Origin of the sequence: Streptomyces sp. NPDC004266, from assembly GCF_042874095.1 — a bacterium.
Classification (GTDB): domain Bacteria; phylum Actinomycetota; class Actinomycetes; order Streptomycetales; family Streptomycetaceae; genus Streptomyces.
The window spans coordinates 180,254-203,973 of sequence record NZ_JBIAMM010000008.1 but is presented as its reverse complement, the minus strand read 5'-3'; the positions used below and the strand labels follow the sequence as shown (position 1 = coordinate 203,973).

The following is a 23,720-nucleotide window of genomic DNA, read 5'->3' as shown; positions in this document are numbered from 1 at the left end:
GCCGGACGTCCGCCCGGCACCCGCGCGGTCGTCACCCGCGCTGTGGCTGCGCCCTGCCGGCGAGCATCACGCTCTGTCCGCGGAACTCCGCCACGACCGTCCCGTCCGTCCGGCGGACCGTCACGTCGTAGATCCCGCTGCGTCCCGAGCGCGTCCGCTCCACGGCCTCGGCGAGCAGTTCGTCGTCCACCGCGGCCGGCAGCAGGAAGGTGACCTGCGCGGACTGCGCCACGGTGACCGGCCCGTAGCCGTTGCAGGCGTAGGCGAACGCCGCGTCGGCGAAGAGGAAGAGAAACCCTCCGTGGGCCATGCCATGGCCGTTCACCATGTCCTCGCCCACCCGCATGCGCATCAACGCCCGGCCCGGCGCGACCTCCTCCAGGGCGATGCCCAGGGTCCGACAGGTGCGGTCCCGCTCGTACAGCTCAGCGATCCCGGCCGGTGCGTCATCCGGCACGCCGGTGTGCACGCCCACGACTGCGCCCCTCCCTCGTGACCGGACCGGACGGGCCCGATGGCTACGCGTCCGCATTAGACCGACCGGGCCCGACGGCTGTCAACGGCGGGAGGCGCCGGGACCGGTGGCAGGGCACCGGTCCCGGCCCGTGCGGGTGCCGGCTCCTTACATCGGGTCGGGGAAGATGTCGCTGATGCTCCAGGCGACGCTGAAGCAGGGGGCGAAGGCGTCGGCCTCCTGCTCGGTGTCCAGGGTCTGGAGCGCGAGGATCTGGCTCATGGATGATCTCCTCTTTCCTGTCGGGGTCGTATCGGTCGGTCACTGCGTACCCGGGCACGGAGGTGTTCGCCGTCGTGCCCGGGGGTTCGGGGGAGGCCCGTCCGGTGACGTCAGGCGGCCACCGGGAGCCGGGGACGGGCGTGGTGGGGCTCCGTCAGGAGCGGGCCGGCGAGCAGGCGGTGCAGGACCAGCAGGACACCGGCCCCGCCACTGGACAGGTCGGCGGTGAACCGCTGCGAGCCCGCTCCGAGGAAGCGGACACCGCGCCGGTACGGGACGGCGTACTTCAGCAGGCCGGTCGCGGCGCGCACGGCGTCCCCGCGGGCGGCGTCCGTGCCGGTGAGCTCGGCGTGCCCGGTCAGGAACCAGGCCAGTCCGGCCAGTCCCCGGTAGAGGCCCGCCTCCTTCGTGGCGCAGGAGACCCGGATGCCGGAGACCAGCCGCGGCAGTGCCGCGGCACAGCGCTCGTCCGGCGCGGTGGCCGCGTAACGGGTGACCACCGCCGCGAGACCGGCCGCGCCCGTGGCCAGGTACGGCATGGCACGGGTGAGCCGCGCGTCGTCCGAGAGGGACAGGGCGCCGTCGTCCAGTGGAAAGGTCCGGTCCAGCTCCTGGTGGAGCAGCAGGCGGCCCGCCTCCAGGAAGCGGTCCTCGCCGGTGTCGCGGGCCAGGCGGTGGAGGAAGAGGGCGAGCCCCGAGCGGCCGTGCAGCAGGCCGCGGGCGTCGTGCTCGCCGAGGGCGGCCGGCAGGTCGGGGGTGCGCAGCAGGCCTTCCCCCGCCGCGGCGGCCCTCTCCAGGTGGCTGCTCTCCCCGGTCAGCCGGTGCAGCGCGAGCCAGCCGAGGCCGACCCCGGCCCGTCCGCCGGCCAGCGTGGCGCAGGAGGCGGTGAGAGGGTGGCCGTCGGCGTCCCGGAGCAGGTCGACGGCCTCGTCCAGCCGGCCGAGGCCGGCCAGCACCCGGGCGACGCCGGCCGAGCCGACGAGCAGTCCGGGGGGCAGCGCGTCGCGCAGCGCCAGCGTGTCGCGGCGCAGCCGTTCGCGGATCTCCTCCGGCACCGTGGCCCCGGCGCGGTGCAGGGCGTGCACCACCCCGGCCGTGCCGTAGGCCAGGCACACGTTGTTGGTGCGGAACGCCTCGGGCGAGGGCGGGAAGGCCCACTCCGGCCGGTCGGCGTCAGCCGTCTCCAGGAGACCCGCGGCCACCTCCTCGGCCAGCCGGGTGAGGCAGCCGCGCGGATCGGCGTCCAGCTCGGCGGGGGAGGGCGGGCGGCCGGGACCGTCCTGGTCCCGCGCCCGATCGCCCGTCAGATGGAAGGCGGTCGCCCGCTGCCACAGGTCCTGCGGCGGGGCCACGTCCGCCAGGTCGCGGCGCAGCAGTGCGAGGTTGGCGGGCGCGTGCTCCGCGATCTCGTTGAAGGGCGCCACGAAGGCGAGCGCGACCGCCGACGTGCCGTACCGGTCCTGCAGCAGCGGATCGGTGTCGGCCCGGCGCAGGCCGGGCGGCGGCGTGAACCCCGGGGTGCCCATCCCGGACGGGGCGGCGGACAGCGCCGAGGCCGCCTCGAAGTCCACGAGACGGACCCCGCCCGACGGCGTCACCAGGACATTGCCCAGGCTGAGGTCACCGAACCGGAAGCCGGCGGCGTGCAGCCGCTCGAGCGAGGCGTCCAGCGCGGCCAGCAGCCGCCGGCACGCCCCGTAGTACGCGGCGACGGACTCGGCCGTGCGGTCGGCTCGGGCCAGCGGGGAGGACCGGCTCAGCCAGCCCACCAGCGGCTGCCCCGCGACGTGCTCGGTGACGAGGAAGTCGTGCTCCCACTCCGTGAAGTGGTCCAGCGGCTCCGGTCCCACCCCGGGGGCCGCCGCGTGCAGCTCGCGCAGCACGTCGTACTCGTGCCGCAGCCGCTGCCGCGCGTCGGTCCCGTCGAAGACCAGACCGTTGTGGGCGCGGGCCTCCTTGAGGAAGACGGTGCGGCCGGTCCGCCGGTCGCGGGCCTGGTAGGCGCCGCCGGCGTTGCTCAGGCGCACCGCGCGGGTCACCTCGTAGTCGCGGACCAGGATCGGGCCCGCGTGCGGCTGCTCCTCCTGCTCGACGAAGGGGTCCGTGATCCCCGCGGGCAGGTGGAAGGCGGGCAGCCGCGAGTCCACGACCTCACGGCCGGAGCCGTCGCGGATCAGCCCCTCCCGGGTGCCGTCGGCCCGGAGCCGGCTGCGGGCGCCGTCGAAGGAGCCGTAGCGGTAGTGGACCGTGCGCGAGTCGCGGAAGCGCCGGTCGGTGAGGACGTACGGCCCCTCCTCCCCGTCGAGCGCGTCGCGCAGACGTTCGAGGAGTCGGCGGGCGGTCGCCGTGTCCGGCGGGTAGACGGCGCAGAACTTGCCCGCCTGGGCGCGTACGGCGTGCTTGTGATGGAGGAACAGGAAGAAGAGCCGCGCGCTCAGGTGCTTGAACGGCACGCCTTCGGAGAAGCAGATCCCGGCGACCGTGTCGAGCACGTGCTGCGCCCGGTCGAGGCGTGCCGACACGTGGATCTTCCAGCCCTGCTCGGCGAGCCCGGACCGCGGACCGCCCCAGACCGTCCAGATGCCCTGGGCGGAACCGCGCAGGCCCGGCGGCACCTCGCCAGGAGCGAAGCGCGGCCCGGGGTCGGCCACGCCGGCCGGCGGCAGGTAGTACTCCCGGTCCGCGAGCGCCTCGCCGAAGCCTTCGAGCACGGGATCTCCTCACAGGGGGTGGTGGTGGGCCGCCCCCACGGTCTCGCGCGCCGGACGCCGGGACCGGCAGGTGGACCGGCAGGTACGGAGGCGGTCCGGGCGGCGGTACGCGACCGGCATCGGGCGCGTTCGGCGCCGCCGAGCTCTTCCGGCTCGAAGGCGAGGCCGGGCGGATCGTGCACGCCGAGGTCGGTATCCACTGGGACGGATCGCGATGGACACGGCCGACCCGCACGCGCAGCAGGCGCTGCTCGCCGTTCGTCGCGAGCTGATCGGCAGCGACGCCTGGCCGGAACGTCGTCTTCTGATGACGGCCGTGGACGCGGTGAGCGGCGGCCCCGTGGTCTGGGACCGCGACAGCGGCTTGCCGCTGGCCCACGCGGTCGCCGCGAGCAGTGCTTTCCCCGGCACGGCGCCACCGATCGCGGTCGGTGACCGGCACCACATGGACGGCGCACTGCGCGGGGGAGCAACGCGGACCTGGCCCGGGGCGCCCGCACGCTCCTCGTCGTCGAACCGCCGGCCCGTCAGTTCCCGCGGGAGCCGCACCGACAGGCGCAGGTCGTCCCGGGCGAGCAGACCTTGCTCACCGTTGCTCCGGACGAGACCTCGGTCCGTGCCTTCGGCACCGACCCGAGCGGCCTCGCGGCATGGGCCCCTTCCTTCCAGGCGGGATTCGCGCAGGCCGCTGACGAGCACGAGCGGCTGCTCGCCGTCTGGAGCGGTCCGCGAGCCGAGCGAACCCTTCCGAGACGGGTGAACCGCCCGGGCACCACCGCTGGTCGATCTGGCGAGGGCGCCCGGTTCTCCCGATCGAAGCAGATCAGCCCCAAGGACTCCGTCACCGCCGCCGCACAGGCCGGCACTTCCGCGACCCTTCCCCAGGCCGGCCCGAAGGGGACCGACGGACCGCTCTCGTCGCCGCGATCCCGGCATCGCCGGCACGGCGCCGGTGCGCGAGCTCAGGCGACCGGCCGGGCGCCCCGAGGCCGTCAGAGCGGTCCGCACCCGGCTTCCCGCCGACGGCCGGCCCACCCCTTGCGGGGACCCGGCCCGGGATGCGGCACGATGGCACGATGAACGCACAACTGGGAAGCACGGCAGAGGAGTCCGTGGGGGAGCTCGCCCGGCGGCTCCTCGCGGCAGACACCGACGGCTGGACGCCGGAGGGCGTGAGGGCCGTGGCGGCCGAGCTGGGGTGGGCCTGGGGCGGCACGTCGGACGCTCCTGTGCTGATCACCGGGCGGGCCGCGGGCGATGCCCGTCTGCGTCCGGTCGGCGACTACGAGAAGCGTCACGTCGACGGCGAGTCGTACGTGGAGCTCGCGGTCCCCGTGGCGGACACCGCGCCGGACGCCGCGGCGCAGGCGGCGGCCTTCCGCGCCGCGAAGGAGGAAGTGACCGCCGCACTGGGCGAGCCGTCCGTCATGGGCTCGCACGGTGACATGGGCCCCTTCTACGACAGCCAGCCGCTCTGGGGCGCTCCCTTCCTGCGCTGGCGCGGCAGGCCCGACACGCTCGAACTGCGCGCCGGGAAGTCGGGGCCGGAGCTGGTGCTGCAGCCCACCGACCCCGCGGAGAACTGGTTCTGGCGTCAGGGCCACGGCGAGGAGCAGGCGATCAGCGGCTTCTTCGGCAGCAACCGTGACCGGGCCAACGTCGGCCTCGGTTTTCCGGGGGGCTGGACCGCCCGCAGCTGGGAGACCGTCACCCGGTCGCTGGGAGAGTTCCTGGGAGCGCTGCCCGCCGAGACCACCGCCCTGGGGATCCGGCTCGGGATGCCGTTCTACGGGCGCAACGGCCGAAGCGCGCCCCTCCTCTTCGACGTGGTGTGCGGCGACCGGCTCTCGATCGCCTGCTTCGCCCCGGACGACGTCGAGCCGGCCGCCCTCGGTTGGGGCACGGTCGCCGAGTTCCCGCACACGGCATCGGTCTTCGGCGACGACGATCCGGTCTGGCGTGTGGACGCGGGCGGCCCCGGCGAGCCGAAGGGCCGCGCACTCGCCGAGATGCTCGTGGCCACGGCCAGGGCGGCGGGCGCGAGCGATCCCACCGACCTGATCGTCGGCGGCGAGGCGGGGTACGTGGACGGCTACCACGTCACCTACTACGGGCTGGGCCTGCCGACCGGCTGAGCGCCTCCCGGGCGGACGCCGTCGCGGCGGGGCGCCGATGCGCCCCGCTCAGGACGAGCGGCGGGCTCCGCGGGGAATCGCCAGGTCCGTCAGGAGCGCCTCGCCGGGACGGAGGTCCGTCCAGGTGCCGGACCAGGTCAGGACGGCGATCGCGGAGGTCGGGAACTTGGTCCGTACACGGTCCAGGGCGTCCCCGACCGCCCTGCCCGCGAGCAGCAGGACCAGGTCCTCCAGGCCCGGGTTGTGCCCGACCAGGAGCAGGGTGACGACCTCGTCGGGCACGCCGTGGAGGACATCGAGCAGTTCCGGGGCGTCCGCCCCGTACAGCCGAGGGTCGTGGCGGGTCGGCACGGGGCCGTCCAGCTCCGCGGCGACCAGCTCCCAGGTCCGGCGGGCGCGCCGGGCCGGAGAGCACAGGGCGAGGTCGGGCAGCACGCCGCGCTCCGCCAGGAAGCCCCCGGCGGCCGGGGCGTCGCGCAGCCCGCGCGGGCCGAGGGGACGGTCCTGGTCGGCGACGCCCTCCGGCCAGGCGCTCTTGGCGTGCCGCAGGACGAACAGCCGGCGCGGCCGACCGTCGGCGGATCCGGCGCGCTCAGGGGTGTCGGTGGAGGGCGGCACGTCCTCGAGCGTAAGCCGTGGGCCGCCGAACGGCCACGGACGCTACGGGTACGTCCGCACGTCGTCGTTGTAGTCGCGGGCCCGGTCCCGTACCAGCTCGGGCAGGGTGCCCGTCGCCAGATCCGCGAGGGTCGTGCTCTCCAGGACCTGGCGCAGACTCGTCCGCACGGCACGCCACACATCCGGCAGGGGAGCCGCCGCACCCCGGTACTCCAGCCCCGTCAGCTTCAGGTCCCGCACACTGACGAGTGGTCCGTCCATCGCGCGGATGACGTCGGCGAGGGTGATCTCCGCGGGCGGCCGGGTGAGGGAGTAACCACCGTCGGGGCCGCGCACGCCGCGCACCAGACGCGCCTGCCGCAAGTCGCTCAGCACGACGAAGAGGAAGCGGACGGGGATGTCCTGGCGCCCGGCGATGTCCTCGGCCTTGAGGGGCCGGTCCGGGGAGCGGGCCAACTCGGCCATGGCCCGGACGGCGTAGTCCGTTCGTGCTGAGATCCTCACGGACCCAATGTCTCACGAGGAGCGGGAACCCGACATGCGGCGGTGCTGACGGGCGGTCAACAGCACTCCGAGTTGCGACGGTTGTCCGGAAGCGGCGTTGCCATTCCACTTTGTTCATCGACATAGTGCACATCGGCCGTGCAGTACCCGCCCTGGTCGGAGGTTTCCGTGGTGCCTGTCGTGTCCTCGCCGTCCACCGAGTCCGCCCGCCCCCGACCGACCGTGGCGGTCGTCGGCGCGGGCGCGGCCGGTGCGCTCGTCGCCGTCCAGCTGTGCGAAGGGGCGGCCCGACGCCGTGTCCCGCTCGATCTGGTCCTCGTCGACCCCGCGCCGGAGGCGGGCCGGGGCACCGCGTACGCCACCGAGGTCCCCGAGCACCGGCTCAACGTGCCCGTCGGTGGCATGAGCTGCTACCCGGACGACCCGGGCCACTTCCGGCGCTGGCTCTGCCGCCACGGAGAGTCCACCGTCACCGCGGCGGACTTCGCCTCCCGGTACCGCTACGGCTCGTATCTCGCCGACACGCTCGGCCGGGCCGTCATCACGGCACACGGCACGGTCTCCGTACGGCGGCTGCGCACCAGGGCGGTGGGGTGCGCCGACGCGGCCGGGGGCCGTCTGGAGCTCACGCTCGCCGACGGCGGCACGGTGGCGGCGGACAGCGTGGTCCTCGCCACCGGGCCCGCGGCGGGCCGGTCCGGCTGGGCCCCGGCCGAGCTGGTCGCCTCCGACCGGTTCGTCCCCCGCCCCTGGGCGCCGGGCGCGCTCGACGCCGTCGGCGAGTCGGACGACGTCCTCCTCGTCGGCACCGGTCTCACCGCCGTCGATCTCGCGCTCGTCCTCGACCGTCCCGGCCGCACGGTGCACGCCGTGTCCCGCGGCGGGCTGCTTCCCCAGCCGCACGCGGTCGCCCCGCTGCCCCCCGTACCGCCGCCGCCGGGTCTCGCCGCCCTCCCGTTCCACCGCCTCCGCAGGGAGCTGACGCGGCACTTCGCCGCCACGCGCCGCGCCCACGGCGACTGGCGACCCGCGCTCGACGGGCTGCGGCCCGAGATCGTACGGCTCTGGCGGGGCCTCACCGACGACGAGCGGGCCGAGTTCCTCGGCCGTGACGCCACCCTGTGGAACGTGCACCGGCATCGCATGGCACCCTCCACCGCCGAGACCGTCGCCCGGGCGCGCGCCGCCCGCAGGCTCCGCGTCCACGCCGGCCGGGTCGCCTCCGCGGCACCGCGGGAGGACGGCGGCCTGATCGTCTCCCTCGCCGACGGCCGAGAGCTGCGCGTGGCATGGGTGGTGGACTGTACGGGGCCGGGGCTGCGGGCCGACGCCGGCGGCGACCCATTGTGGAGCGGGCTGCTGTCCGACGGCCTCGCCGCACCCGGACCGCTGGGCATCGGTGTGTCCACCGACGGCGGCAGACTGCTCGACGCCCGAGGCCGCCCGGAACGGCCGCTGTTCACCCTGGGCGCGCCCCGCCGGGGCGAGCTGTGGGAGACGACCGCGATCCCCGAGATCCGTCACCAGGCCAAGGAGATCGCGGAGGCCGTACTCACCCCGCTCACCAGCGCCCCCCGGTCGGGACGCCGCCGGCCCACCGACCAGTTCGGGCTGCCGCTGTCCACCCACGCCGCGGCCGCGGCGTCCTTCCGCTGCGGACTCGCCCGGGTGCTCACCGTACGGGCGAAGGCGGCCGAGGCGTTCGCACGCGCCACCGAACTCGACCCCGGGTTCGCGCTCGGGCACGCCGCCCTCGCCCTGCTCGGCCATGAGGGCGGAGCGGACGTCGACGTCGCCCGGGAGCTGGCGGACGCCCAGCGCAGCGTGCGGGAACGCGGCGACGAACGGGAGCGGTCGTTCGTCGACGTCGTCACACGCCGCATCAGGGAGCACGAAGTCCGCGCGGGCGCCGTGGGCGACGGCGACACGGCGCTCGTCGACCACCTCGGCCGCTTCCCCGCCGACGCGTTCGCGCTCGGCGTCGCCGTCCCCACCATCGCCTTCTCCGGCGTCGCGGATCTCGACGGCACACTGGCCCTCGGCCTGGTGGAGCGGACCGCGTCCGCCTACGGAGGGCACTGGTTCCACACCTCGCTCCTCTCCTTCGTCCGGCAGGAGCAGGGAAGGATCGAGGAGGCCGGCGAGCTCGCTCGGGCAGCGCTCGCCGCGCGACCCGCCTCCGGCCACGCCGTGCACGCCCTCGCCCACGTCCACTACGAGTCCGGCGCGCACCTCACCGGCCGGGACTGGCTCGACGGCTGGATCGGCGGCCAGGGGCGGGGCGCCGTGCACCGGGCGCACTTCTCCTGGCACGTGGCGCTCCACGAACTGGCCCTCGACGACTCCGCGGCGGTGCGCCGCCGCTGGTTCGCCCAGCTCGCCCCGGCCCAGGTGAACGGGGTGCGGGCCCTCGTCGACTCCGGCTCCCTGCTGTGGCGGGCCCGCATGTCCCGGAACTGGAGCGGTCGCGTCCCCGTCGACGGCGTGCTCGACGCGGTCGCCCGCGATCTGGTCGAACGTCCCCCGACCGCGTTCACGGCCCTGCACGGCGCCGTCGCCCTCGCCGCCGCCGGCGACCTCCCCGCACTCCGCCGCCTGCGCACACACGCGGCCGGCGCGGACCCGGTGCAGCGGGAGGTCGTCGTCCCGCTGTGCAGCGCGCTGGAAGCGGTCCTGGAGGAGGAATGGGCCACCGCGGTGCGGGAACTGCGCGGACTGCTGCCCTCGCTGCGCCGCGTGGGAGGCAGCGCGGCACAGCGCGAGGTCGTCGAGGAGACCCTGCTGTACGCGCTGGTGGAGGCGGGGCACCGCGACACCGCCCGCCACCTCCTCGAACAACGCCTCGATCGTCGCGCGTCCCCGCTCGACCGGCGCAGGCTGGCCGGACTGAGCCTCTGACGGGCGGGCAGCGGGTCTCGCACCTCCCGTCGAACGACGGCGGCGGACTCGTGGCTGCGTGGCGTGCCGGTGGCCGAGGTCGTTCCGCCCGGTGTCCGAGGCTCGTCGGAGCGCGTCGGTACGGCCGACGAGGCCGTGGGGCGGGCAGCCGGACCGGACGCGCAGCAGCCGCTGGTCCGGCGCCGGCGCGCCGAAGCCGCTGGTCGTGCAGTCCATGTACCCGGAGTCGCCCAGCTGCCGGGCGCTCGCGGAGGCCGGCCCGGTGTTCGCCGCCACCGAGGACACGGCCCGCGCCCTCGCCGCGCTGACCGGCCGCGCGGCGGGCGCTCCGGCCGGGGTGCCGCGCCGCCGGCCGCGGCACCCCTGGGGAATCCCTCGTACCACGGTGTCCGGGCGCTGCTCGCCACGGCCGGAGTGCCCTTCCCACCGGCCAGGGAGATCACCGACGAGGCCGGGCTGCTCGCCGCTGCCGCCTCGTTCGAGGGGCCGTACGTCCTGAAGGCCCTCCACGTCCTGCACAAGTCCGACGCCGGCGGGGTGGCGCTGCGGCTCGCCGACCGGGACGCGCTGCTGGCCGCGTACCGGCGGATGCGCGCCCGCCTCGGCGCCCCGTCGTACTCGGTCGAGGCCATGGCGGACCTCTCGGACGGCGTCGAACTGATCGTCGGCGTCCAACGCGACCCCAGGTTCGGCCCGGTGGCGGTGGTCGGCCTCGGCGGGGTGCTCACCGAGACCCTGCGGGACGTGGCCTTCGCCCTCGCTCCCGTGGCCGCCGGTTCCGCCGAGAGGCTGCTGCGGGGGCTGCGGACCGCCGCCCTGCTCGACGGCGTGCGCGGCCGCCCCGCCGTGGACGTGACGGCGGCCGCCGCTGTCGTCGCCCGCGTCACCGAGGTCGCCGCGGCCCACCCGGAGATCGCCGAGCTGGAGGTCAACCCGCCGCTGGTACGCCCGGACGGCGCCCTCGCGCTGGATGCGCGAGCCGTCCTCGGCTGACCCCCGCTCCTGCTCGCGACGCCTCCCCCTTCCCGCCCGTGGACCCTTCCCGCACACCCTTTCCGCCCTGGAGGAGACCCGCACCATGGACTTCCGCTACACCCCCGAGCAGACCGAGCTCAAGGCGCGCGCCGCGGCCTGCACGCGGCTCCTGATGCGGTACGAGGAGCAGTCCGAGGAAGCGGGCGGCCCGCTGCCGGCCGACACCGTGCGGGAGCTGACCCGGGCCGCGATCGACGCCGGCGTCTACGCCGTCAACATGCCCGCCGAGTGGGGCGGCGCCGGACTCTCCCTGCTTGACCAGGTGATCGTCGAGGAGGAGTTCGGCAAGGTCACCAACTGCCTGTGGGACATCCCCTGGCGGCCCGCCAACGTCCTCGCGTACGGCACCGAGGCACAACGCGAGAAGTACCTGCTGCCGGTGATCCGCGGCGAGCGCTTCGACGCCTTCGCCGTCACCGAGCCCGGGGCCGGATCCGACCCCGGCTCGGGCACGAGCACCGCGACCCGCACGGCGGGCGGCTGGCTTCTGAACGGCGAGAAGTGGTTCGTCACCTGCGGCGACATCGCCGACTTCCTGCTGGTGCAGGCCGATGCCGGGCCGGGCCGCGCGGCGACGCTGTTCTTCGTCGACAAGCGGGCGCCGGGGGTCGAGATGACGCGGGTGCCCCGCTTCATGCACTCCGCGGTGAACGGGCACCCCGAGTTCCGGTTCACCGACGTCTTCGTGCCCGACGAGGACGTGCTCGGTGGCGTCGGCAACGGCTACGAACTGACGAAGGAGTGGTTCACCGACGAGCGGCTGATGATCGCCGCCCGGACCGTCGGCGCGGCCGAGCGGGCCCTGGAACTGGCCCGTGACCGGGCCGTCGGGCGCCGTCGGTTCGGCTCCCGCATCGCCGACTTCCAGCTGGTCCAGGGCATGCTCGCCGACTGCGCCGTCGACATCGCCGTCAACCGCGCCTACACCCATCAGGTCGCCTGGGAGGTCGGCGAGGGCCGGACCGACCGCAAGACCCTGCACGCGAAGGCCGCGATCGCCAAGCTCGCGGCGAGCGAGGCGTCCGGCCGGGTGGTCGACCGGTGCCTGCAGATCTTCGGCGGGCGCGGCTACGACCGGTCGTACCCCGTCGAGCGCCTCTACCGCGAGCTGCGCGTCGACCGGATCTGGGAGGGCACCTCCGAGATCCAGCGGCTCATCGTCGCGGGCGAACTCGTCAAGCGCGGGACGGGTGTCCTGCAACTGCCGGTGACCCCGTGAGCGACCTCGCCCGGGTGGGGGTCGTGGGCTGCGGGCTCATGGGCTCCGGCATCGCCGAGGTCTGCGCCCGCGCCGGCCGCGACGTCGTGGTGGTGGAGACCGGACCGGCGGCCGCGGAGGCCGGGCTGCGGCGGGTCACCCGCTCGCTGGAACGGGCCGCGGCGGTCGGCCGACCGTGGCCGAACAGCGGGCCGCGGCCGGCCGGATCGCGGTGACCACCGACATGGCGCGGCTCGCCGACCGCGACCTGGTCGTCGAGGCGGTGGCGGAGGACGAGCGGGCGAAGACCGAGGTCTTCGCCCGGGCCATGGCCTCGGGCTGCGCCCATCCGCTCGGCCCGCTCGCCCTGGCCGACCTGATCGGTCTGGACACGGTGCAGGCCATCGTGCGGTCGATGTACGCGGAGTACCGCGAGCCGCTGTACGCCCCGCCGCCGCTCCTGGCCCGGATGGTGGAGGCGGGGCGGCTCGGCCGGAAGACGGGCCGGGGCTTCCACCCGTACCCGGGACGCCTGGCGGGGCAGGACGAGCGGGGATGATGGTCCGGGACGGAGACCGGAACCGGGCCGGGAACAAGGACCGGACCGGGACAGGGACCGATGCCGATGCCGACACCGAAAGCGGGGTTGCCGACGTGACCAAGGCCGAGCGCGCACTCGAGACACGGGAGCGATCCTCAGGGCCGCGTGCGAGGTGATCGCGGACATCGGGTTCGAGAACGTCAGCATGCGCAAGGTCGCCGAGCAGGCGGGGGTGTCGAAGGCACTGCTCCACTACCACTTCGACACCCGCGAGAAGCTCTTCGCCGAGGCGATGACGCACTCGTTCGCCCAGACCGGCACGGACCTCGACGGCGGTGACGCCGACGTGCCGGCCGGAGTCCTGCTCGCACGCATCGTGCGCACCATGCTGCCCACGGACGAGGAGCTGCGCCAGGACTGGAAGCTGTGGCAGGAGATGTGGGTGCGCGCACAGCGCGACGACGCGGCCCGGCACCTCGCCGTCGACCTGTACGACCAGCTCCACGCCTGGGTCGCCGACGCGGTGGAACGCGGCGTCGCCTCGGGCGAGTTCGCCCCCTGCGACGTCGCCGCGATCAGCACGCTGATCCTGGCGCTCTGCGACGGCCTGGGCATTCGCGTGATGCTCGCCGACCCCCGTGTCGACCTGTCCACGGCCCGGTCGACGATCTGGTCGGCCATCGCCCCGTCGCTGGGCATCTCTCCCACCTTCCCCGAGACCTGGGAGACCTGACCCGGCGGCGAAGCGGCCGGTCCCGAAGGGACTGCCCGGGCCGGGCGCCTGACGGGGCGGAGGCAGGGCCGGGCACCTCTTCCCGTACCTCTGGGAAGGCGGGCCTCTTCGGCGGGGCCGCCCTCCTGTCGAGTCCGGGGCTTTCGTGCCACAGTGGTCATCGGCCGTAATCCGTTCGTCGTGCGGAGCGTCGAGCTCTGGGGGGTGAAGGTCACATGGGTTCAGAGGCGCAGCCGTCCGCGGGACGCCCGGTCCGCGACCTGGTCCGTGAGGTGGTCGTCGGGCTGGCACCGGACGAGCTTCCCCTTCTGGAAGGCCTCCTGGAGCTGGACGACGCCACCGCCGTGCGGCGCGTGCAGGCCCATGGACAGCGGCGGGACCCGCTGGGCTTCGGCGTGGGCGAGGCGGCCGTGTTGGTCACCCCGGTGATCTGGGTGGCCCTGGACCAGGCGGCCCGGCGCTACGGCGAGATGGCCGCGGACGGCGTATGGAGGAGATCGTCCGAGGCTCTGGGCCGGCTGTTCCGCCGAAACGGTCCGTCGGCCACCGTGCCCCCGCTCACCCGGGAACAGCTCGGCGAGGTGCGGAGCATGGTGCTGGAGACCGCCGGGCAGCGCGGCCTTTCCGCCCGGCGCGCCGAAGACCTGGCGAATGCGGTCGTGACCGGGCTGCTTCTGTCCGAACCGAGCGAACCGGCCGGACCCTCGGATCCGGGTGCCGGCGGCCCGGACTCCCCCGCCATCGGCGCCCCGGCCGCAGACTAGCGCGTCATGGGTGTGACGACCCCCCGGTCCCGGGTCGACGAACGGGTGACGGGGGCGGGGACCACCGTCAGGTTCGCCCTCCTCGTCGTCCTGCTGCTCGCCGCGGGCGGGGCGATGATGCTGCCCGTCGTCAAGTCCCTGAGCGACACCGACGCCACGGGGTGCCTCCTCGCCATGGGCACGGATCCGGACCGTACCGACATGGTCTCGGTGATCAACGCCCTGAGCCAGAACGTGCCCTATCGGGCGTGCATGGCCAGGTACGCCCCGCCGCCCGCCACGTGGCTGGTCTTCGGCTGGCCGGTCCTGCTGGCCGCCCTCGCCGCCCTGCTGTTCGTCCTGCTGCCTGCCTGGAAGGCCTGGAGAAGAGGCGTGGTTCCGCTGGAGGCGGCGGACCCTGACGGCGAGATCCGGTCACTGCTGACCGAGCTGGCCGTCACCGCGGGCCTGACCCGGCTTCCCCGGGTGGTCGTGGACCGGACCGCCGTCGACGCCAGTGCCGTGGTCTTCGGTCGCAACCGCCGGCCGACCGTCTGCCTGTTCGGCGGCCTGCTCGCCTGCCGTGGAGGCGAGCCGGGACGCTTCCGGGCGGTGGTGCTGCACGAGTTCGCCCACATCGCCAACCGGGACGTCACCGTCGCATACGGCACGGTCGCCGTCTGGCGGGCCTTTCTCGCGCTGATCATCGTTCCCTACCTGCTCTGGGCGGGCAGGTACCTGCACGGTTTCCTCACCTCCTGGGGCGAGCCCACCGATGTCCCCCTGCTGATCCGCCGGCTGCTGTTGCCCGCCCTCATGGTCGCGCTCATCTACCTGGCGCGGTCGGACGTGCTGCGCAGCCGCGAGATCTACGCGGATCTGGCGGCGGTTCGCTGGGGCGCGGATCCGCGCGAGTGGAACGCCGGGCCGCCCCGTCCGGCAGACGGCGGCAGGCCGCGGCGGGCGTTCGGCTCGCTGCGGGAACTGTGGGGGACCCATCCGCGGTGGGAGGAACGCCACGGCGCGCTGGCGGATCCCGCACCGCTGTTCGGGGCCCGGGCCCTGCCGGTCTTCCTCACCGGGGCCGCGGTGATGATGGTCAACGTCTACCTGCTGACCTATCTGTCGACGTACGACCTGTACAGCCTGTGGCGAGTCCAGCTGGTCTCGCTGGTCCCGGCCGTGCTGGTCGCCGGGGTGGTCGGGATCGCGCTGTGGCGGGCGGTGGCCTACGCCGTCCTGACCGGCGGCCCGATCCCGTCGGGAGCGCGGACGGGGCTGTGGCTCGGGGCCGGTGCAGGCGTCGGCCAACTGCTCATCGGATACGGAGTCTCCCGCGCGGAGTGGATGCCGCGACGGCCCGCCCTGCTGCTCCTCGTCGTGTGCGCGGGGATCGCGTTCGCCTGGTGGGTCACCCAGTGCGCCCGGCTGTGGGTCGGCGCATGGCGTGGGCGCTCCCTCCGCCTGCCGCTGCTGCTCGGGCTGGGGGCAGCCGTGCTGGTGCTGGCCGCCTGGTTCGCCTGGTGGACCATGGACGGGGCGACCTGGGCGGCCGGAGCGGCCTACAGCGACAGCGGCATGAGGCAGGCGGTCCTGGACGCGTTCCCCGGTTCCGGCGGACCTGCCGGAACCGGGGCCACGGCGGAGGACCATGCGGCCGTCTCCTCCGCCGTGGCGACGATCTGGCCGATGCTGGGCGGGTTCGTCGCGACACCGCTGGTGCCCGCCGCACTGGCGGCCCTGTGGGTGGTGCCGCTGGCGGGCTGGGTGCCGGCCCGGGCGCCGGGCGTGCCCCCTTGGGCGGCCGGCGCCCTGCCCGACGGGAGCGATCGGCTCGTCCTGGCGGGAGAGCCGCCGCCGTCACCGCTCCGGGCCCTGGGGCCCGGCGTGCTGGGCGGGGCCTCGTGCTGGGCGGCCGTGGTCGGCGTACAGGCCCTGCTGCCCGCACCGCCGTTCGACGCGGGCCAGGGGACGGCGCTCCACGAGACGTTCTATCTGGTGGGGCTGTTCATCGCCCTGCTGGCACCGGCGGGGGCGGCCGCCGTCGTCGCGGCGGCACGCTGCGGTCGAGGACATCGTCTGGTGGGCGCCCTCATCGCGGCCGAGTCGGCGGCGGTACTGGGGGCCGTGGGGATGGCGCTGCTCGTCTCCTCGGACGGCTGCCTCGGGCCGCTGAACACCCTGGAGAGCAGCTGCTCGTGGCGTCCGGTCTGGGACACCATGCTGTGGACGCTGCCGCGTCTGGTCAACGGCGTCCTCACGATCGCCGCGATCATCGCGCTTCTGGTGGCCGCTGCGGGATCACTGGTGGGGCACGCACGCCGGGGAAGGCCGGACGTGCGGGGTACGCCGAGCCCCCTGAGGGGGAAGCGCGCGGGGACCGGCAGGCGGACCGTACGAGGCGATCGCCGCAAGGCGCGACCGGTGGCGTCGGCGGGTGCCGCCGCGGCGTGTGCCGCGGTGGTGCTCGCCGTGGCTGAGCCCCTCGCCATGGCGAACTTCCACACGCTGGTCCCCGACTCCGTGACCACCCAGCAGACGGCACGGCGATGGCTCCAGGTCACCGACGTGAGGGTGTCCGACGACATCAGGGCCCGGCAGGTACATGCCTGGCACCGGCTGGGCGGCCGGTACCTCCTGGAGCACGCACGGGCCGACGACACGTATCTGCGGGCCACCCTCCTGCGCGCGGTGGAGGCCGAAGACGTCCGGCCGGCGTCCCTGACGCGACTCCGGCCCGTCTGCGCCGACTACGGCAGGATCGCCGACTGGGTGAACACCCACTACTTCCGGGCCCCCGACGGTACGGCGCAGTCCGCCTGGCAGGCCCTCGGCACGCGGGCGGAAAAGGGCAGCACGGACTGCGAGCGTGCCTTCGAGGAGCAGGACCGCCCTCTGTTCGTCAGCGCGATGAAGGAGCTGCTCGCCGCCGGGCGGAACGCGGGGATCGCCAAGAAGAGGGTCGAAACGATATTGCGCGAGGGAGGCTACCGGACCTATCTGAACTCCACCCGGCCCGCGCGGGCTCCGGGCTGGTGACCTTGCGCTCGGAGGGCCGTGCCGTGGACGACCCCCCTCCCCGCCACGGCCGGGGGAGAAGCCGTGTCCGTGCCGTCGACGATCGACCACGCCGCCGGGAACCACCGCCCCGGGTCGCGTACCGGACGCTCCAGGCCGCCGGCCTCGCCCACGAGGACGAGGCCACCATGCCGCCGCGCGCGCCGAGCCCCGGACGGCTGACGCGGAGCGCTTCAGTGGAGCCAGGCGCGGGTGAGGGTCTGGACGGCGGAGCCGTCGAGGTCGGCGAGCGTGGTGGCGACGAACTCGCGGGCCCAGGCGGAGGTCTGGACGCGGAACGGGGGGTGGTCCGCGGTCAGGGCCTCGATGATCGGAGCTGCGGCCTCGAACGGCGTCTGGGCGTTCCCGAAGGACTTCTGGGTGCGCGCGATGTACGCCTCTAGGGCCGGGGTGTAGGGGCCGGCCGAGGCCAGCAGGGTGGGGATGTCCAGGCCGAGGTTGGAGACGAACTCGCTGGCCACCGCGCCCGGTTCGACCACGGTGACACCGACGCCCACGGTGTCGGCCACGGGGGCGAGCGACTGCATGAAGCCCTCGACGGCGAACTTGGCCGCACAGTAGGCCTCGTTGAAGGGCTGACCGACGACTCCGCCCACACTCGTGACGGTGATCACCCGGCCCCGGGAGGCGCGCAGGTGGGGCAGTGCGGCGCGGGTGGCGGCGACGACGCCGAAGAAGTTCACCTCCATGGTGGCGCGGACGTCGTCGAGGCTCATCTGCTCGACGGTGCCGACCCGGGCGGCGCCGGCGTTGTTGACCAGTGCGTCGAGGCGGCCGTGCTCCGCGATCACCTCGTCGAGGCACGCGACGATGCTGTCGCCGTCGGCGACGTCCAGGCGCTTGATCTGGACGCGGTCGGCGACCGCGTGCTCGGCTGCGGCCTTGAGCAGGGTCTCGGCCTTTCCGGTGTCGCGCATGGTGGCGATGGTGGTCCAGCCGGCCTGGGCGGCGGCCACGGCGGCGGCCAGGCCGATGCCGGAGGAGGTGCCGGTGATCAGAACGGTCTTCTCGCTGGCCATGAAGGGGTCTCCTTGCCTGTCTCACGGAGCGCCGGCCAGTAACCGGGGAACTCCCCATTTGTTCGGGAGGCTAACCGGGGAACTCCCCGGTTGTCCAGATAGACTGGATCCCGACGAAGGGAGCAGCCTTGACCACCCCACCGAGCGTGTTGCGCGCGGATGCCCGCCGCAACCGGGAACGCATCCTCGAAACGGCCGTGCGCGCGTTCGCCGAGAAGGGCGCGGACGTCCCGATCGACGCCATCGCCAAGGCCGCCGGCGTCGGCTCGGCCACGCTCTACCGCCACTTCCCCACCCGCGAGGCCCTGGTCGAGGCGGCCTACCGCAACGAGCTGGCCCGGGTCTGCGACAGCGCCGCCGAGTTGCTGGCCGACCTTCCGCCGGACCGGGCGCTGCGCCGGTGGATGGACGGCTTCATCGACTATCTGGCCGCCAAGGAGGGCATGGCGGATGCCCTGCGGGCCGCGGTCGCGTCCGGTGCGGACCCCTTCGCCGAGACCCTCGACAAGCTCGGCGCGGCGATCGGCTCCCTCCTGCACGCCGGAGCCGAGGCCGGCCTCCTGCGCTCGGACGTCGACCCCTTCGACGTCGGCCTGAGCCTCGCCGGTGTCGCGCTGATCACCGGATCGCCCGCTCAGCGCGAACGCTCCGGCCGCCTGCTCGACCTGATCCTCGACGGGCTGCGCTACGGGACGGACAAGTAGCCCTCGCCGCTCGCCGACGGCCCCGTCGAGCCCCGCTCGGCGTCGGCGCCCCGTAGCCGCCGCGCCGAGGGCGGCGTCACGCCGAAGCCCGTGGTGACACGCTTCGGGCCGCGTCCGGCGGGGCGAGCCGCCGCTGACGCTCAAGGGGTGCCAGCGCCGACAGCAGCAACAGGCCGCCCAGGGGCAGGAGATCCAGACTCGTCGCGGTGACGGCGATGCCCACGACCACCACGATCGGACGCCAGACCGCGATGCGCCGGATCGCCGCCAGCTGGACCGTGAGCAGGACCAGGCCCACGTGGAAGAGCGGCGGACCGATCGTGTAGACGGCGGGCGTGACGCCCGGGTGGCTCCTGACCTCGTCGAACATGATGTCCATGGCCTGCCGGTCCGTGCACAGGAACCCCACCACCAGGTCGATCACCGTCTGCGCGGCCGCCGCGGCCGCCCCGAGCAGTCCCGCGGCGGCCGCGGTACCGGCGAACAGGCCTGCGGCCGCCCCGCGCCCCGCCGTCGCCCAGCCTCTCAGGCGCCACGTCACCGGCACGAAGGCCGACACGGACGCCAGCAGCGCGAGATGTCCGAGAGTCCAGGAGGCGCCAGGGCCGTGGGTGCCGTCGGCGAGGCGGACGACTCCGTAGGCCGTCATGCACAGCGGAGCGATGGTGAACCAGGTCCACCGGCGTGTCGTGTTCGTCATGGAACGATCATGTTCGCGGATCGCACCGGACACATCGGGGACGGCCCTGAGGCGCCCCCGGACACCCCCGCGGTCGAGGTCAGGGTCGGGAGAGGCGCATGCCCCGCATTCCACCCTCGGCCACCGGCATCACCGGCCCGAAGACCGAGTTCCAGGCCGCCTTGAGCACGGTGGCGCCTTCGCCGTCCACGCATCGCGGCGCGCCGAAGGCCATGGCCGCGTCGAGGAGCGCGCCGAGGGCCGTGTGCCACGGGTCCGCCAGGACCTCGTCGCCGTCCTCGTCGACGGCGTACGCCCCCGCGCCGCCGTGGAGCTTCGCGCTCGTGCGGACCGTGTGGCACAGGACGGAGAATCCGTGCCCGATCGGTGAAGTGGACGGCCCCACACCGGAGACGGCCGGCGTCGACCCGTGATCCCGGCCGTGGTGGCGCGCTCCCTTCGGCTGCTCGGCGAGCCACCGGTCCCACGCGGCGCTGTACGCACGGTCGGATGCGGGAGGGCGGGCGCCCGCGAGCCGTCGCGCGCGCTCCTCGTCCAGGTCGCGTCCTGCATCGAGCACACGGCACACGGCGTCCCCGTGGCGGCCGAACAGCACCGACGGAGAGAGCTCCTCCACCAGGTCGACGGAGACGGCGCGGGTGTAACCGGCGTCAGGACGCAGGTTCTCGGCAGCACGCGCCATGGCGGCCCGCTCCTCGTCCGTCGCCGGAGGCACCACCTCGACCCGGAAGAGCCGTCCCGGCCACCGGACGACGAGCACGCGCTCCAGCACGTGGTCCACGACGAGCCACGGCGGCTCGAACGACGGCAGCGTCACCCGCGCCCCCGAGACCGCTGCCTTCAGATGGCCCGGGGCCTCGTGATCGATGTAGACGAAGCCGGACACCGCAGCCTCCCTCGCTCCGCCTCGTGGCACGAACCTACTGGTCACCGGCCGGAAGCCACGACGTCCAGTGAGGAAGCACCCCGGAGCCCACCGGAATCCGGTGGATCCTCCGCCGCGGGGGAGGCACAATCCCCGGGGAACCGGGGCGAGGGGGAGCTTGTTTGGACGTGTTCGCGTGTGCCGGTTGCGGCACGGAGCTGACGGCGCCGGTGTCCCGGGTCGCCCTCCCCGTCCACACCCACCACGGAGGCTGGGAGGAACTCCACCCTCCGCTGATGGAGCCCGCGACGTACGCCGTCGACCCGCGGCCCACCGGACCGCCCTGGCGGTTGTGGGAGGACGTCGGTGAGGACGCGGCCGCCCGGCAGGGGGTGTACGCGCCGGTGTACTCCGTGTCCTTCGGCGCGCGGAACAGGATCGTCATCGCCCCCGGCGACTCCCGGTCCATGGCCCTGATCCCCGAGAAGTGCGAGGGATACTGCCAGGGCGTGGACGGCCGGGACGGCCCCAACCTGGCGTGCGAGGGGTGCGGGCGAGCAGTGGCCACCCGCATGGACGACTGCGGAATGTGGCAGGCGGTGTGGCTGGAGCCCGACGCGGTCGTACGCCGTCCCTCGGGGCTCCCGGCCGTTCCGCCTCCCGATTGGGACGATCTGGCCCGCCCCGAACACCGCGTCCCGCCCTTCGAGACGGACGGGTGGTGGAGCCGCCGCTGGGAGGCGGCGCTCGGAGTCGCCCTGGCCCACCTCGTGGCGGTCACCGAGGACCGCCCGGTGGTCCTCCCCGCCGGCCCCGTCACCGAGCTGTTCGGTCACGCCGTGGGCCGGTGCCTCCCGGCCGGGCCCGATGCCCGGTCCGTGGGACTGGCAGGACCGGGGATCCGCACGCCCCGGCCCCGTCCCGACGTCCTCCTCGTCCCCCGCCACCCCCTCACGGGCGAGCCCTGGCGCCCACCCGGCGACGAGGGGGCCGTGGTGCCGCTGGACAGCGGGGTCTGGGCGTACCTCGTCCACCCGGGCGAGACCTCGCCGATGCCCGCGACCGGAGTCCTCCCGGAGGGCGTCCTGCGCGACGACTACCCCCTGCCCCCGTACCCCTGGTACCCGCTGACGCCCCATCGCCGGGCCTTCGAGTACACCCTGGTCCGGCTGTCCGCGATACGCGCCCCCCGGTTGCGCAGACATCGTGAAGCGTCCCGCTGACCCGGTCCGGGAGTCCTCCTGACGCGGCCGTGGCACAGCGTGGGGTGCCCCCTCCGCCGGCCGCCGGTGTCGAACGGCCGACGAGGCGGAGCGGGGCGCGCCCGGACGTCCGTCCTTCGCCGTCAGGGGGCAGGCCTGTCCGCGCGGCGGTCCGTGGTGCGATCATGATCCTTTCTCGGCGTCCCGGAGCGGCGACGGCCCCCGGACCCGCCTGATCCCCCTTCCAGCACCATGACCGAACCCCAGCGTACGAACGGATGAACCGACCGGTGTCCCAGCACGCCCAGGCCATGCGCCGCCATTTCCACGAGGCCGCGGCACGACGCGGCTTCTCGGTCGCCCCCGCGCAGGAGGCCGCGGTCGAACGGCTGGTCCACATGGCGGCCGAACTCGCCCGCCCGGCCTGGACCTTCCCCAGGCCGCCGCGCGACCTCTACGTCTGGGGCCCGGTGGGCCGGGGCAAGTCCTGGCTCGTGGACACCTTCTACGAGGGGCTGTCCACCCCGCGCAAACGCCGCCTGCACTTCCACGACTTCTTCCGCCGGCTGCACGACGGGGTGACCGGGCCGGGCGCCCGCCACGACGGGCGGAGCGCCGTCGACAGCGCCCTCGACGAACTGATCGGCGACAGCCGGGTCCTGGTCTTCGACGAGTTCCACGCCCACGACGCGGGCGACGCGATGCTGATCGCGCGCCTGTTCCGCACGCTGCTGGACCGCCGGATCACCCTGGTCACCACCTCGAACTACCCGCCTGCCGGGCTGATGCCGGATCCGCTCTACCACCACCTCTTCGAGCCGACCATCCGGCTCATAGAGGAGCGGATGGACGTCCTGGACGTCACGGGTCCGGTGGACTTCCGCCGTGTCGAGGCGCCCGCGGCGGCGGACGGGGGGCGCCGGTTCGCGACGGGCCTGTGTCTGCCTCCGGACGACACCCGCCTGGAGGCGCTCGGCCTCACCGTCCCGGAGCCCGCGGAGGCCGCCGCCGTCCAGGCCCACCTGCGGGAGCTGCCGGCCCGCGCGGTACGCGGAGACCTCGTCTGGTTCGCTTTCGACGCCCTGTGCGAGGCCGCGACGGGCGTGCCCGACTACCTGGCCCTCGCCGAACGGTTCCCCACTCTGGTCCTGGACGGCCTGCCGCCGCTGGCCGAGGCCTCCGCGGACGGACGGCAGCGGTTCGCGAACCTCGTCGACGTCGCCTGCGACCGTGACGTCCGGCTCGTCCTCATCGGCGCCGACCCCCTGACCGCCCTCCCCGCCGGCCGGGCCCTCACCCGCGACCTGGACCGCACGGCCAGCCGCCTCGCCATGCTCCGGCGGACGGACCGGGTGGACCCGCCGACGCCGCGGCCGAGCCCTGCGGGCGGCGTCTCCGGGTCCGTGCAGTCGCCGTGAGTCCGCCCGTTCCCCCGAAGGCGGAAACCGAGTTCGACCTCCTCGACGCCACCGTCGTCGGCAGGATGACCCGGATGATGGACGCCCGGAACGGCGACGGGGCGGACGACGACCGCGTCGACGTCGGCGATATGAAGCGGTGCTTCGGCTCGGACGGCACCGCCTTCGGCGTGACCACCGACGAACCCCGCTCCCCGGTCACGTCCCGGCCCGACGACGTAAGCCTTTCGTCATCGGGCCGGGACTGTTCGGCGAGGAGCGGATCACCTTGGATGGCGGACGAAGACGAACACGAGGTGCGGGGAGGGAAGGCGTCATGGAGAGCGTCACGAGGAAGCGGTGGCGGGCCGCGGTGGCGGTCGCGGGTCTGGCGGTGGCCGGGTCGCTGTGGTTCGAGCCCTGGGCGCTGTGGGTGGACGAGACGGTGAACGAGGCGCTGCCCTCCGCGAGCGTGCCTCCCGGCGGGCCGGCGACGGGTGGGCCTTCCTCCCCGTCGGTGACTCCCGCACCGTCCGGCCCGGTCGTCGTCGCGCAAGGCGGCTTCGTCGGTCACGAGCACGCCACGACCGGCAGGGCGAAGATCCTCCGGCTCCCGGACGGCACCCACACGCTCCGGCTCGAAGGACTGGACACGAGCAACGGCCCGGACCTGCGCGTCTGGCTGAGCGACGCGCCCGTGAAGGAGGGCAAGGCGGGCTGGGGCGTCTTCGACGACGGGAAGTACGTGAACCTCGCCCAGCTGAAGGGCAACAAGGGCGACCAGAACTACCCTCTGCCCTCCGGGTTCGACTGGTCGACGTACCCGAGCGTCAGCATCTGGTGCGACCGGTTCGACGTCTCCTTCGGAGCCGCGGCGCTCACCCGTACCTGAACACCGGTACG

The 23,720-nt window shown here is 74.4% G+C and carries 19 protein-coding genes and 1 pseudogene; 13 read left to right on the top strand and 7 right to left on the bottom strand.

Annotation, left to right across the window (positions count from 1 at the left end):
• Positions 1-31: 31 nt before the first annotated feature.
• Both paaI and lanKC read right to left on the bottom strand, forming a co-directional pair.
• Positions 32-475 (bottom strand): hydroxyphenylacetyl-CoA thioesterase PaaI, encoded by a 444-nt coding sequence (gene paaI, locus ACFYUZ_RS20905; RefSeq protein ID WP_389311338.1) that lies wholly within the window; start codon positions 473-475, stop codon positions 32-34.
• A gap of 371 nt (positions 476-846) precedes the next feature.
• Positions 847-3,447, bottom strand: coding sequence for a class III lanthionine synthetase LanKC (lanKC, locus tag ACFYUZ_RS20900; RefSeq protein WP_389311336.1), 2,601 nt, complete (start codon positions 3,445-3,447; stop codon positions 847-849).
• Between the two features lie 214 nt (positions 3,448-3,661).
• Between lanKC and ACFYUZ_RS20895 the strand changes: the two genes are divergently transcribed.
• Positions 3,662-4,207 (top strand): patatin-like phospholipase family protein, encoded by a 546-nt coding sequence (locus tag ACFYUZ_RS20895; RefSeq protein ID WP_389311334.1) that lies wholly within the window; start codon positions 3,662-3,664, stop codon positions 4,205-4,207.
• A gap of 316 nt (positions 4,208-4,523) precedes the next feature.
• Positions 4,524-5,582, top strand: a complete 1,059-nt coding sequence (locus ACFYUZ_RS20890; RefSeq protein WP_389311332.1) for a hypothetical protein — start codon at positions 4,524-4,526, stop codon at positions 5,580-5,582.
• Positions 5,583-5,630: 48 nt separating this feature from the next.
• Here the strand turns inward: ACFYUZ_RS20890 and ACFYUZ_RS20885 are convergent, their stop codons facing one another.
• A complete protein-coding gene (locus ACFYUZ_RS20885; RefSeq protein WP_389311330.1) occupies positions 5,631-6,200 on the bottom strand; it encodes a SixA phosphatase family protein in 570 nt (189 codons plus the stop codon).
• A gap of 42 nt (positions 6,201-6,242) precedes the next feature.
• Complete coding sequence (locus tag ACFYUZ_RS20880) at positions 6,243-6,704, bottom strand: RrF2 family transcriptional regulator (RefSeq protein ID WP_389311328.1); 462 nt, start codon at positions 6,702-6,704, stop codon at positions 6,243-6,245.
• A gap of 222 nt (positions 6,705-6,926) precedes the next feature.
• Between ACFYUZ_RS20880 and ACFYUZ_RS20875 the strand changes: the two genes are divergently transcribed.
• From ACFYUZ_RS20875 to ACFYUZ_RS20845, 7 genes and pseudogenes are all read left to right on the top strand, one after another.
• Positions 6,927-9,602 (top strand): FAD/NAD(P)-binding protein, encoded by a 2,676-nt coding sequence (locus ACFYUZ_RS20875; protein ID WP_389311660.1) that lies wholly within the window; start codon positions 6,927-6,929, stop codon positions 9,600-9,602.
• 414 nt (positions 9,603-10,016) lie between these two features.
• Complete coding sequence (locus tag ACFYUZ_RS20870) at positions 10,017-10,595, top strand: acetate--CoA ligase family protein (protein ID WP_389311326.1); 579 nt, start codon at positions 10,017-10,019, stop codon at positions 10,593-10,595.
• Positions 10,596-10,680: 85 nt separating this feature from the next.
• Entirely contained in the window at positions 10,681-11,856 is a 1,176-nt protein-coding gene (locus tag ACFYUZ_RS20865; protein WP_389311324.1) for an acyl-CoA dehydrogenase family protein, read from the top strand.
• A pseudogene (locus ACFYUZ_RS20860) lies at positions 11,853-12,394 on the top strand (3-hydroxyacyl-CoA dehydrogenase NAD-binding domain-containing protein). The gene ACFYUZ_RS20865 and the pseudogene ACFYUZ_RS20860 overlap by 4 nt, the downstream one beginning before the upstream one ends.
• 154 nt (positions 12,395-12,548) lie before the next feature.
• Positions 12,549-13,109 carry a TetR/AcrR family transcriptional regulator gene (locus ACFYUZ_RS20855; RefSeq protein ID WP_389311323.1) on the top strand — a complete coding sequence of 187 codons (561 nt, stop codon included), beginning with the start codon at positions 12,549-12,551 and terminating at the stop codon, positions 13,107-13,109.
• A gap of 215 nt (positions 13,110-13,324) precedes the next feature.
• The gene (locus ACFYUZ_RS20850; protein WP_389311321.1) at positions 13,325-13,873 is read left to right on the top strand and encodes a hypothetical protein; all 549 of its coding nucleotides are present in this window, start codon (positions 13,325-13,327) and stop codon (positions 13,871-13,873) included.
• 6 nt (positions 13,874-13,879) lie between these two features.
• Positions 13,880-16,891: a M48 family metalloprotease gene (locus ACFYUZ_RS20845; protein ID WP_389311319.1), complete on the top strand. Its 3,012-nt coding sequence runs from the start codon at positions 13,880-13,882 to the stop codon at positions 16,889-16,891.
• A 212-nt stretch (positions 16,892-17,103) separates the two neighbouring features.
• Here the strand turns inward: ACFYUZ_RS20845 and ACFYUZ_RS20840 are convergent, their stop codons facing one another.
• Entirely contained in the window at positions 17,104-17,949 is an 846-nt protein-coding gene (locus ACFYUZ_RS20840; protein WP_389311317.1) for an SDR family NAD(P)-dependent oxidoreductase, read from the bottom strand.
• Positions 17,950-18,077: 128 nt separating this feature from the next.
• Between ACFYUZ_RS20840 and ACFYUZ_RS20835 the strand changes: the two genes are divergently transcribed.
• Positions 18,078-18,653 (top strand): TetR/AcrR family transcriptional regulator, encoded by a 576-nt coding sequence (locus tag ACFYUZ_RS20835; protein ID WP_389311315.1) that lies wholly within the window; start codon positions 18,078-18,080, stop codon positions 18,651-18,653.
• A 76-nt stretch (positions 18,654-18,729) separates the two neighbouring features.
• On the opposite strand, the gene ACFYUZ_RS20830 is transcribed toward ACFYUZ_RS20835, so the two are convergent.
• Together ACFYUZ_RS20830 and ACFYUZ_RS20825 are read right to left on the bottom strand one after the other, a co-directional pair.
• Entirely contained in the window at positions 18,730-19,353 is a 624-nt protein-coding gene (locus ACFYUZ_RS20830) for a hypothetical protein (RefSeq protein WP_389311313.1), read from the bottom strand.
• 79 nt (positions 19,354-19,432) lie between these two features.
• On the bottom strand, positions 19,433-20,239 hold the full coding sequence (locus ACFYUZ_RS20825) for a hypothetical protein (RefSeq protein WP_389311311.1): 807 nt from the start codon (positions 20,237-20,239) through the stop codon (positions 19,433-19,435).
• 161 nt (positions 20,240-20,400) lie between these two features.
• Between ACFYUZ_RS20825 and ACFYUZ_RS20820 the strand changes: the two genes are divergently transcribed.
• From ACFYUZ_RS20820 to ACFYUZ_RS20810, 3 genes are all read left to right on the top strand, one after another.
• The gene (locus ACFYUZ_RS20820) at positions 20,401-21,441 is read left to right on the top strand and encodes a hypothetical protein (protein ID WP_389311309.1); all 1,041 of its coding nucleotides are present in this window, start codon (positions 20,401-20,403) and stop codon (positions 21,439-21,441) included.
• A gap of 257 nt (positions 21,442-21,698) precedes the next feature.
• Positions 21,699-22,838: a cell division protein ZapE gene (zapE, locus tag ACFYUZ_RS20815; protein ID WP_389311307.1), complete on the top strand. Its 1,140-nt coding sequence runs from the start codon at positions 21,699-21,701 to the stop codon at positions 22,836-22,838.
• Between the two features lie 316 nt (positions 22,839-23,154).
• On the top strand, positions 23,155-23,709 hold the full coding sequence (locus tag ACFYUZ_RS20810) for a DM13 domain-containing protein (RefSeq protein WP_389311305.1): 555 nt from the start codon (positions 23,155-23,157) through the stop codon (positions 23,707-23,709).
• Positions 23,710-23,720: the final 11 nt, after the last annotated feature.